A 401-nucleotide genomic window follows, 5' to 3' on the forward strand; every position below is an offset into this window, starting at 1 on the left:
AAGTCCGCGACGACGGTCGAGTACATCGACCTGAGCCCGGGCGTGACCGAGTACACGGTCGAGTCGCCCTCGACGAACGGCAACGACCAGCTGCAGGAGATCAGCCACGTCTCCGTACGCCAGGTCGTCGAGCCGACGCCCCCCAACGAGCCGGCGCCGTCTCCAACCCCGCCGACCACGCCCACGCCGTCTCCGCCCCCGTCGAGCACCCCCACACCGTCGAGCACCTCCCCCAACGAGCCGTCGCCCGCGCCGACCCCCTCGACCCCGCCTACCCCGACCCCGACGCCGCCCCACGAGCCGTCGCCGACGCCGACCCCGTCGACCACGCCTACCCCGACCCCGACGCCGCCCCACGAGCCGTCGCCGACGCCGACCCCGCCGCGCACGCCGTCCCCGAC

1 protein-coding gene is annotated in these 401 nt (G+C 75.3%); it reads right to left on the minus strand.

Going from position 1 to position 401, the window contains the following annotated elements; translation table 11 throughout:
• A partial coding sequence (locus V5O49_RS00055) for a hypothetical protein (protein ID WP_332900446.1) occupies positions 1–401 on the minus strand: 401 nt, incomplete at both ends.

The sequence above is a fragment of the Isoptericola haloaureus genome (assembly GCF_036689775.1).
Lineage (GTDB): Bacteria > Actinomycetota > Actinomycetes > Actinomycetales > Cellulomonadaceae > Isoptericola > Isoptericola haloaureus.